The following is an 11,731-nucleotide window of genomic DNA, read 5'->3' on the forward strand; positions in this document are numbered from 1 at the left end:
ATACTAAATTTTATCTAGGATTTTTTTCAATTCCGTTATTTGATGCGCTAAGTGGTATCTGTAGAGCTCTACGTTTGTCATCTTTAATCAAGATGTTTTTCTTACTAACTTTTCCTGCAGTATATGTATCATGCTGTACTACAAGATTAAAGCGTTTGATATCAAACCATCTGATTCCCTCGTGTATAAAATCTCTTCTTCTCGCCTCTGCTATTGCTTTAATATAAGATGCTTGTATTGGAGTTAAAGCATAAAAAGGAGTATACTCGTTATTAATTACTGGATACATTTCCATTACACTTGTTTGAGTTAATTTATCAGTAGTTGCATTATACCCTGATGTTCTTGTTGAAAAGAAATATTCCAACTCACTATTGGCAAGATCAATCTGATTTGTCATTACATGCGCTTCAATACGGTTCAGGAATAACTCATCATTACTAAAGAGTACAGTACCTGTATAAGGTTCTCCAATTTGAGCAGTTACATTGGTATATTTAAAATACTCATAAAATTTATTAACAAAAACATTAATTCCTCCTAGATAAATCCCTGAAGTACTAGTTAACCAAGGCTTACCAAAAATATTAGTTTCTTTTCCTAGTATCAAATCCTGTTTATTGCCTGTAAGATAAAATCTATTAGAATAAGCTCTCCTCCAAATAGAATAAGGATAGGATACCAATAAATTAGTTGTTTTATCTTCTTTTGAATACTCTATAGGCATTTGTGCAAATGCAAATGCATTAAAAGTACTATAGTCTCTAAGCTTACCAAACGGTGTAACTCCTAGATCTTTAGACAATTCAATTACTTTATTCCAATCTCCTTTGACTAAATAAAAACGACATGCAAAAGCTTTTGCTGCTTCTTTATTAAAATGGAATTTAGGTTCCTTATAATCATTTGTTACATATTTAAGTCCCTCTTCTAAATCTTTTTGAATCATATCAAAAACTTCCGCAACAGAATTTCTAGCATATTGCTTAATCAAAGCTGTTTCTGGTTCTATTATATAAGGAATTCCTAAATCAGATTTTGCAGTTGAAGGATTATAACGATTAGACCATAATGTAACAAGCATAAAATGCGAATAAGCTCTAGCCAGTAAAGCCTCTCCTTTTTTAGGGTTAAGATCTGGTGTATCTCCGAGTTGTTTTATAGCTACCAAAGCTTGATTAGCAGATGCTATTGCTTTATAAGACTCATTCCAAAATCTTGCTTGAGTGTCTACATTAGTTTCTGTTTGCATCTCCCAATTGTAATTTTGCTCATTTTTTAAAGATATCTTAGATATCTCACTATCAAAAACATTATCCGACATGGTTTCTGCTATATCCATATAAGTTGCATTTGGGTAAGCAGTAACCAATAACTCCGAAATTTTTTCTGGAGTATCTATTTGAGTTCTATTATCTGGCGTTTCCGAAAGGAATTCATCACAGCTAGTAATACTTACAAGTACTAATAGGGACATAATTATTTTTATATTTTTCATATTCTTAATATTACAATGAAAGATTTATAGTAAAAGTGTATTGACTAGTAACTGGTAGAGCTACTCCACCCGTATTACGGAATTCAGGATCCTGACCGTTTAATCTTTTATCTGAATAAATTAACCAAGGGTTCACTGCAGACCCTCTTAAGGTAAATGTATTCACACCCAACTTTCTCTTAAACTCTTTAGGAAACTCCCAACTTAATGAAACATTTTTTAGTCTTACAAAATCTCCATCAGCTATACGAACATCTGAATAATTATAAGTATTATATGCTCGCGCTAATGTACTTGCCCCTCCATTATTTTCATTTAATCTCTTATCTGCTATAACTGGAACATTTGTAACATTCTCATCACCAGGGTTTATCCAACGGTTAGTAAAATCTTTTGTGAATACTGTTAAATCATCGTATTCACTATCATAAATAGGGTTTAAACGTACCTTGTTCCCCCCAGATCCTACGAAGAACACATATAATGACCAATTTTTATAAGTGAAAGTATTGGCTAGACCAATTGATTTATTTGGCTCTATAGATCCTTCATATTTTAAATAATTTGTAACATTATCAATGTCTTGAAAATTGGCCCCAGTAATATTATTTACGGCACCATCTTGCATAACAAATGTTGGTAACCCTTGGTTATTTAAACCTGTAAATTGATATGAATAAATTGAATTTCTTGGTCTCCCTAAAGCATTTCCTCCATTAGAATCAATTAAATCAAAAGCAGAAGGCTGATTTGCTAATTTTGTAATTTTTTGATCATATATAGAAAAATTAAGAGTCGTTGACCAATTAAAATCTTTAGTAACAATATTTTTTGTTGTAAAACCTAACTCAAGACCTTTGGTCTCCATATCAGCATTATTACCCTGTTTAATATCTTGACCACCAACTCCTGAAGTAAGTACATAATCTACTAAATCAAAGGCTTTACGGCTGTAAATATCAGTAGTAAGTTGTATACGATTGTTAAACATCCCTAGATCTAAACCGATATTAGTTTCAAATTGTTTTTCCCATGTTAAATCACCGTTTTGCAAGTCGTCAATTCTAATTGCCGCTTCTCTATCAGAAACATTAAAACGGTTGGTGATGAAACTTTTATAAATAGCCAAAGAATTTGTAGCTGGTCCAGCTGTTGCTGTAAGCCCATAAGAAGCTCTTAATGCTAAATTGTTTACCGCTTTTAAATTTTGCATGAATTTCTCTTCAGCAATATTCCACTTACCACTTATCGTATATGTAGGCAACCATCTAGAAGAATTACTATTACCTTGTCTGTTGGATCCATCATAACGTCCTGTCAAAGACGCAGTATAACGACGATCATAGGTATAACCTACTTTTCCAAAGAAACCAACTGTTCTTTCTCTTTCTTCATTTAAACCGTAATATGAACCTCCATCGTTAATGATTTTTTCAAGAAACTTAGGATCAGTAAAAGGGGTAAGACCTCTACTAAATTGAACTCCAGCTGCTGTAAAATTATCACTACTTCTATCTACAGATCGTAATTCAGTTCCAAACAAACCTTCTAATTCATGCTTATCATGTAACGTATTTCTGTAACTAACACTATTTCTGATGTTGTATGAAGTCAAATCATTAGAAAATTTTCTCAAAAAACCTCCACTTGGTAATACCGAAACTTTTGGTGCTGTTTGATCATTTGGATCTTGATACAAATAGATATTTTCGTCTTGAACAATTGTATTTAAATCATTACCAACTCCCGCATTATAAGCACTTACAACATTAGAACCTTCTAATATTTTGTGCTCTCTTGTAGTATTAGCATAACGAGCTGATCCCGTAAGATTATACGTTAAATGTGGATTTATTTTATAATCTAAATCCAATTGAAAACGAATATCTTTAACTTCAATTTCCATGAAATTATTAGCCAACTCATTAATAATATTCATTGGAGCCCAGTTATTTCTATAATATTCTAGATTCCCTTTCTCATCATAAGGCCTTAACGTTCTATTTGTATTTAACACATAGGCAAAGGGATTTATATCAAAATCACGAGTTACTTTTCCAAAAACTTCATCTTTTTGACTTTCATAACTTCCTGGAGCTCCTTGATCTCTTACAGAAGCTAAAGTAGATAAAGTAATGTTTAATTTATCATTTACAAAAAAGGTTCCTTTTATGTTCGATGAAAGTTGTTTTACATTATCAGCTATAGTCCATCCTGGATCTGAATAATAACCTAAAGAAGCATAAAATGTATTGTTTTTCCCTCCTCCAGAAAAACTCAACGAGTGACTTTGTGTTATAGATGGTCTAAACACAACTTTAAACCAATCAGTATTGGCTAACTCGTATTTTTTTAAAAAATTATTACGACTTACAGGATCATTGTTTACCAAATAGCTATCATTTTCAGGAACATAGGTATTTATAGCTTTACCTAAAATATTATATACACCACCGTATCTACCGTTTACTGTTGATGGCAAATCAAGATACCCTTTAGCTTCCATTTCCTTATAAATACTCATCGACTCCTGAGAATTCAAAATATCATATTGACTATAATTAGGAACCGCCCTAACAGATTGTTCTAACGAATAAGATATTTTTAGAGGTGTATCTCTACGCCCTTGTTTTGTAGTTACAACCACTACCCCATTTAAAGATCTTGATCCATAAATAGAAGTTGCCGAAGCATCTTTTAATATTTCAATACTTTGGATATCATTAGAGTTTAAACCTGCAACTGATGAACTTAATAAAGTTTCTGAGTTACCTGAAGCCAAATCTGCAAAAGATAAATTAATGATATCTTCTTGTACAACACCATCAATTACCCATAACGGTTTTGTATCTCCAAAAATTGATGATGATCCACGCACGGTAATTTTAGGTGCAGTACCAAATGTACCCGTTACGTTTTGAACAGTAACACCCGCAGCTTTTCCTTCAATCATTCTACTTACATCTACAACACCATCCATTTTTAACTCCGCTCCCGAAATTTTACTAATCGCTCCTGTAAAAGTTCTTTTTGAAGTTTTTTCATAACCCGTTGTGATCACAACTTCTTTTAAATTCTGTCCTTGTTCATTTAAAACAACAGTAAGAGGCGATTTATCAATGCTAACTTCTTGTGTTTCCATACCCACATAAGAGACTATTAATCTTGTAGTATTGGTTGGCATATCAATTGTAAAATTACCATCAAAATCAGTAAGCACTGCAACCTTGCTCCCTTTTGCAAGTACAGTAGCCCCAGGTAAAGGACTGCCGTTTTGATCAATTACTTTTCCTTTTACAACAGGAATAAATAAACTTTCAAACAATGAACTTGATACATTTACATCTTCAAAATTAGCAGCTTGTGAGCTGTCCTTTTGCAATATAATTTGATTACTTACCTCTGAGTAAGTAATACTGAACGGTTTAAGTACACGATTTAGAATACTTGATAAAGTTTCATCGTTGGCTTCGATACTCACTTTTTGATTCAATTGAGTCATTCTTGAGTTATACGAAAACTTAACTTTAGCTGATTTTTCAAGCTTAGATAATGCGTTATCCAAACTTAAGTTAACAACGTCAATAGTTACTTTCGTGTCCAATTTCCTTTGTCCTTTCACACTATTTGCCATAGTGACACTTGAAAAGACAAACGCCAAGACAAACTGAAATAATGTTATTTTCATGATTCGAAAGAGTAATCGTTGTTTAACAACAGGTTTTTTCATAATTTTGGTTTGTTTAATTAATACTATTTACTGGGTATTGAGGAACAACACAAACTGCACTTTACAGAGTGCAATTTGATTTCATTTAAGCGTCGAGAATGTTACAGCATTTTCGGCGCTTTTTTTATATCATTTTTACATAAGCATTAGCTATTATTCACATCCGTTGGATGTAATGATGATTTGATTTCCATTCATCTCATAACTTGTATTGTTACCAAGACTTTTACAAATAATTTTGAGTTTCTCTGGTAGTGGTTGGTCACTTAACGAAGTTGTAAGGTGGCAATCTTTAAGTTTTGAATGGGGATAATCAATCTTTACCAAATACGCTTGTTCAATGGTCTTGAGTATCTGTGTAACTGGAATATCAGTAAACTCGAAGCTTAGCTGTTCAATATTACCTACTGAGTGGGATAAAGACTCATCTAGTGTAATATCAGTAATTTTATTAAAAGTAAATCCTTGTCGCACAAAACGTAAGGCTTGATTAGGTAATAAAACAACTTCTTTCTTTTTTGAATTTGTAAGTAATTCATTTGACTTAACAGTAACTTTTCCTGTTCGAACAAGCACCTCAACATTAGGCTGATCAGAATATGCCTTAATCCTAAAACTTGTTCCCACTACTCTGGTAACTATCTCATTGGCGAAGACAAAAAATGGTTTATTGGGATTCTTACTAATTTCAAAAAAAGCTTCGCCAGATAGATAAACTTTTCTCTCGTTCCCTATAAATATTTTAGGGTAACTTAGCTTACTGTTTGGCTTTAACAAAACAGAACTACCATCAGATAAAGTTATAATTTGTGATTTATTAGAGTGATTGGTTTGCTCTACAAGACCTTCGTAGTTTTCACTTACAAGTTCTTTATAAGTAACAATTGTATTGTCAGAATTTATATTATTCTTATATAACCAACTAATTGCAAGCCCTAAAACTAAAGCTGCAGCAACTCCGCGAAGCCAATAATTACTCCAAAGTTTGAATACAGAGAAATTTATTCCTTTTTGAGTAATTTCTTTTCTTTCAATCTTGTTCCAAGTAGCCTCTAATGCTAATTGAATATCCGTTTGAGACAAAGTACTCTCAGGCACATTCATTGCCAACAACCATAAACGAGCTTCTTCTACTAATTTGGCACGTTTAGGATTCTCAAGAGTCCATTCTTCCCAGCGATCCAAATCTTCTTCAGATTGAACCCATGTTCGGAATGATTTGTCAGCTAAAAAATCTTCTACTTCTTTATAATTGTTACGTTCTTGCATCTTATAATAAGGGTTACAAAAACATAGAGGACAGATTTTATTTTATATACTCACTTATTTATGATTTTTTTTACATTTAATTAAAAAAAACTAAAAAAGGCCTGGTGATAAAAGCAATAAAAGGGAGATATTACCTTTCCATTCTTTACGAAGATTTAATAAAGCACGGTGTAACAAGTTATTAGCCGATTGGTAATTAACATTAAGCATTTCTGCAATTTGCTCCACACTAAGTCCTTCATTATATCTTAAATATAAAGCTTCTTTTTGCCTTGCTGGCAAACTATTTAATAATTTATTAAGATGTGAAACTTTAACTAGAGTTTCTTCGTCAGCGATAAGTTGATGCTCAACAGAGAAATCAAATAAAAATTCAATCGAATCTATAGAAGTTGTCTTGCGAAAAATATGATCACGCTCATGAAGTCGGGCAATTCTCTTACGTACGCTAGATAACAAATAGGCTTTTACAACAACTGAATCATCTAATGTTTCTCTATATACCCAAATATCTGTGAATACATCCTGCACACAATCTTGCACTTTTTCTGCAAAAGCAGAAAGCGAATTTCCATAACGAACTAAATGCGCATAATGCTTTTCAAAAAGTAATGAAAAGGCCTTTTCATCACCAGCCTTCAGATTATTCCAGAGTATAGAATCATCAAGGACATCTACCTTCGTTATTGTTTGGACTTTCATAATTTGGTTTTGGTTAATTAACAATCTTTAATTCAAACATACTGATAGATAGGACAGTTAGAATTATCATTGAAGTTTTTTGGTTTAAAATTTTCATTGCTAACAAATAAAAACCTACATTTTATTTTCTTGATAAATTGAAGTTCTACTGTATTTTCAAATTTATAAGTAGCAATCAATTTAACAAATGATTTTATTTTTATTAACATTTCAATGAATTTCAATCGTGATTGTATTGCGACAATTCTAATAAATACGCTTGTTTACAAAACTTAAAAGCCCTCGCTATCAGGTAACAGTTTAGCAATAGGTTTCTATTTATTAAACAAAACATCTAAAAAAGAAAAAGTTAAATTTAACCTTATATTTAATGTTTTATTAACAAACATAAACAATTATGAATAGAAAAGTAATTTATAATCATAAATTTTTAAAGAAATATAACAATCAAAATGAAAATGCATTTTTTTATAGAAATTTACTTTTTTTGAGCATATAAATTAAAAATTCAATAACTTTAGGTTAACTTATTTTTATAATAATAAAAACACATAGACGATACCGTTTATCAGCTAAGAAGTAAATGATCTAACAATAATTTTTATCCCATAATCCACACCAAAAAACACAATCTTCATACAAACTATAGACATATCATTACGCTAAACAAGAAAAATGATTTAATTTTATGTAGAAATTTTCCTAGAATATGTAACTTTATTGTTTTCTAACAATTTTAAAATTTTAATTATGGCATTTAAATATATAGAGATTGAAAGAGTAGAGAAACTTACAAAAAAAGAATTCATAGAAAACTATTATAAGCCACAAAAACCTGTAGTCATAACTAATCAAATAGAAGATTGGCCTGCCTTTACAAAATGGAATTTTGACTTTTTAAGAGAAGTAGCAGGGGATAAAACGGTTCCTTTATACGACAATCGTAAAACGGATCATACCAAAAAAGTCAATGAGCCCGATTTTACAATGACTATGTCTGAATATGTTGATATACTCGAAAAAGGACCTACTCATTTACGTATATTTCTATATAATTTAATGAAAGATGTGCCTTCTATGAGAGCCGATATGAGATGGCCCAAACTTGGTCTTCGACTAATAAAAAGCTTACCATTGGTCTTTTTTGGAGGTCAAAATGCTAAAGTATTTATGCATTATGATATTGATTTCCCCAACATATTTCATATCCATTTTCAAGGAAAAAAACAATGCGTTCTTGTAGATCCCAAAGAAACAAAATACATGTATCGCCTTCCCTATTCCTGGATTTGTAATGAAGATATCGATTTTGATAATCCCGATTACGACAAGTTTCCTGCTCTTAAATACGTAAAACCATATATTGCCAATTTGCAACATGGCGAAATGCTCTATATGCCTGAGGGCTGGTGGCATTATATGAAATATACTACTCCGGGATTTTCATTAAGCCTACGTTCCTTATCTGGCAGACCAACTAATGTAATCAAAGCATTACTTAATGTAACAGTCATACGCCATTATGATAACTGGATGCGAAAACGCAAAGGACAAGCTTGGCTAGATTATAAAGACGAAGAATCCATTCGTAGAACAAATGCTTTGTTGGAAAAACAATGATTAATCTTAAAAAAAGTCTGCCACGATTTACACGATTTTTTTACCATTAAGAGATTAAGAAAAATTAAGTCTTGTTCTTTTCTTAATGAAACTTTATTTCTTAATGATTCAATTTTTATTTTGCAGAAGCTTTAAAACGTTACACTCTTTGCGTATCCTGGTAGCTATCGGAACTGTGCACTTTGAGGTTAATTTTTCTCTTCACAGATTTAAAAGATTAAAAGGTTTAGGCTTTGCTGTTATTTTTCGCTAAAAATTTCCACAAAATTGTCATCCCGACGCAGGAAGGGGCTCCGCAAGTAGCTCGACAAAGATTGTGTGAGTTTAATGCGATTCTTCGACTCCGCTCAGAATGACAAAATTGAAGAAAAACTTGGGTTATTTTCTACAACAAATTACACTAATAAGCGCAATTTTTTTTGCCATTAAGAAATCAATAAAAATTAAACCTTGTTCTTAGTGAAACTTTATTTCTTAATGGTTCAATTTTCATTTTGTAGAAGCTTTAAAACGTTACACTTTTTGCGTATCCCGGTAGCTATCGGAACTGTGCACTTTGCGGTTAATTTTTTCTTCACAGACTAAAAAATTATAACTTCCTGTCTACAATCCTAAAAGTAAGATTAATTCTTGGTAAAATATCTTTTGTGCTTTTAGGAACCTGATGTTGCCAAAAACTTTGTGTTGTTCCTCCCATTAATAAATAAGACCCGTGATATAACGGAATTTCTAATTGTGGAATTTCTTTTTTAAATTTATGTCTTAACTTAAACATTCGAGTCTCTCCAAAACTTACAGAAGCAATAATAGCATCTTTTCCAAAATTTTGCTCTCGGTCACTATGCCAGTTTACTCCATCTTTTCCGTTTCGATACAAATTGAGCAACACACTATTGAATTTAACTCCTGTCTCTGTCTCTACTCGTTCTTTTATCTGCAATAATTCGGGCGTCCAATCTGGAGAATCTAGTGCAACACCAATATTACTTTTGTCTTCATACCAAGAAATCATACGTGGAACTTTAAGCGTTTTATCATACATTTCCATTTCATATTCACGCCATGCAGTATTGTTTAGCAACACATTATAATAATGATCAGCTTCCTCTTTAGTAAAAAGAGAATCAGACAATATCAATTCTGTATCTGGGAGGTCAAAAACCTTTTTTTCTCTATTACCACTTGTAAAAATTTCGGTATCATTAAAAAGTAACATGCTAATTGAATTAAGTGAAATGAACCAGTAATTGGTATCTATTTTATATTTAAAACAAAATTAGTATATATCGTCACAAATTTAATATATTTACTGTGATAAATTATCCCATTAACATATGTCGTTATTTTCTGAAAATATTAAGCACCTTAGAGCCCGAAAAGAGATTTCACAACGTGAAGTAGCCGAAGGTTTACATATATCTCGTGATCGTTATGCCAAATACGAAGATGGAAAGAACTCTCCTCCACCAGAAATATTAGTAGCTATATCACGCTTTTTTCATATTAGCATAGATATTTTACTTTCTGTAGAAATGAAAAAAATTCCTCTAGGTGAGTTGCTAAAATTGGGTGATAACCGAATATTACTACCAATTACGGTAGATAGAAATGGTGACAATTTAATCGAAATTATTCCACATAAAGCAAAAGCAGGCTATCTTTCTGGCTATGCTGATCCTGAGTTTATCGAAAACTTACAACACATCTCACTCCCGTTCTTAGGTCACGGAAAACACAGAGCATTTCCTGTAGAAGGCGATTCGATGCCTCCTCACGAAAACGGCTCTTTTATTGTTGGCAGGTATGTAGAGAATTTAGGCGAAGTTCTAGATGGCAAAACCTACATTCTTATTACAAAAACTGATGGTATCGTGTATAAGCGTCTCAACAAAAATGGGAAAAATGATTTAATGGCACATTCTGATAATACATTCTATCCTCCTTATCTTGTAAAGGCTTCAAATATTCTCGAAATCTGGGAATATGTATGTAATATTGGTAGAAATGATAAAGAACAAAAAACATCCGAAATAGATACTATTAAAACCATGTTCTTAGAATTAAAAAACGAAATTAAAACGCTTAAAGACAAATAGTTTTAATATTTATAATCACTTATTCTTGCTGTCATTTTCTTTATTATCAAAACGCTCCAAGTACCTGCTACAAAAGGAAAAGTAAGCGGAGTCATTTGATAAACGCTCATAATAAAACTGACAACTAATGAGAGAATAATTGCAATTATTACCCAAATTCCATCTTTTATTTTATCTCCCGAAAAAACTATAGCACATAATACTGCATTATAACTAAGCAATCCAGTCATAACTAATTCTATCGGAGCATCATATAATCTAGACATAAAACCAGCAATTACAGCTCCAAAAAAACCATAAAGTGCCTGCAATGGAGAATTAACAAATACCCCAATAAAAAATAGCAGTCCAGCTAGCGTACTTCCTTGAAATATAACCTGACCATACCCACGAAATCCAAAGGCAAAATCCTGATTAATTTCTGCTGGAATATCCAAAAACGCAGATGGTCCAACTGAGAAAACATCCTTTAGCAAATACATTATTCCCCATGTAACCAGAATAAATGGGAATGTAAATACTGGAATCTTTTTATTACTAAACCAATGTTGTATAACAGTAGCTAATACTGCTCCAATTACAACAGCTATCCAAACAATTAATGTTGCTTCAAAATAAAAAGTAAGTGCTACACCTACCAAAGTAGCACTGAAGCCGTAAATTCCATTTGCAATTTGATCTTTATCATATTGTAATAAATATGCTGTGATTGTACCAACAGAAACTGCTAATAAGGCTCCTACTCCCATAGTGATAGATCCATAAAATATTCCTATCAAAAAAACAAACCTGTGTAAGCAGATTGTTGTAGCATAA

8 protein-coding genes are annotated in these 11,731 nt (G+C 31.9%); 2 read left to right on the plus strand and 6 right to left on the minus strand.

The window, feature by feature from the left end:
• Positions 1-10: 10 nt before the first annotated feature.
• The 4 genes from EAG11_RS09025 to EAG11_RS09040 form a co-directional block, all read right to left on the minus strand.
• Entirely contained in the window at positions 11-1,498 is a 1,488-nt protein-coding gene (locus EAG11_RS09025) for a RagB/SusD family nutrient uptake outer membrane protein (protein WP_207209631.1), read from the minus strand.
• Positions 1,499-1,508: 10 nt separating this feature from the next.
• On the minus strand, positions 1,509-5,228 hold the full coding sequence (locus EAG11_RS09030; RefSeq protein WP_129538902.1) for a SusC/RagA family TonB-linked outer membrane protein: 3,720 nt from the start codon (positions 5,226-5,228) through the stop codon (positions 1,509-1,511).
• A 153-nt stretch (positions 5,229-5,381) separates the two neighbouring features.
• Positions 5,382-6,497 (minus strand): FecR family protein, encoded by a 1,116-nt coding sequence (locus EAG11_RS09035; protein ID WP_129538903.1) that lies wholly within the window; start codon positions 6,495-6,497, stop codon positions 5,382-5,384.
• Between the two features lie 90 nt (positions 6,498-6,587).
• Positions 6,588-7,199, minus strand: coding sequence for an RNA polymerase sigma factor (locus EAG11_RS09040; protein ID WP_129538904.1), 612 nt, complete (start codon positions 7,197-7,199; stop codon positions 6,588-6,590).
• 750 nt (positions 7,200-7,949) lie between these two features.
• Here EAG11_RS09040 and EAG11_RS09045 point away from each other — a divergent pair.
• Positions 7,950-8,819, plus strand: coding sequence for a cupin-like domain-containing protein (locus EAG11_RS09045; protein WP_129538905.1), 870 nt, complete (start codon positions 7,950-7,952; stop codon positions 8,817-8,819).
• Positions 8,820-9,408: 589 nt separating this feature from the next.
• Here the strand turns inward: EAG11_RS09045 and EAG11_RS09050 are convergent.
• Positions 9,409-10,035, minus strand: a complete 627-nt coding sequence (locus EAG11_RS09050; RefSeq protein WP_129538906.1) for an alpha-ketoglutarate-dependent dioxygenase AlkB — start codon at positions 10,033-10,035, stop codon at positions 9,409-9,411.
• A gap of 118 nt (positions 10,036-10,153) precedes the next feature.
• Between EAG11_RS09050 and EAG11_RS09055 the strand changes: the two genes are divergently transcribed.
• Positions 10,154-10,915, plus strand: a complete 762-nt coding sequence (locus EAG11_RS09055; RefSeq protein ID WP_129538907.1) for a LexA family transcriptional regulator — start codon at positions 10,154-10,156, stop codon at positions 10,913-10,915.
• A gap of 2 nt (positions 10,916-10,917) precedes the next feature.
• Here the strand turns inward: EAG11_RS09055 and EAG11_RS09060 are convergent, their stop codons facing one another.
• The gene (locus EAG11_RS09060; RefSeq protein WP_129538908.1) at positions 10,918-11,694 is read right to left on the minus strand and encodes an urea transporter; all 777 of its coding nucleotides are present in this window, start codon (positions 11,692-11,694) and stop codon (positions 10,918-10,920) included.
• Positions 11,695-11,731: the final 37 nt, after the last annotated feature.

Source organism: Flavobacterium sp. 140616W15 (genome assembly GCF_003668995.1).
GTDB lineage: Bacteria > Bacteroidota > Bacteroidia > Flavobacteriales > Flavobacteriaceae > Flavobacterium.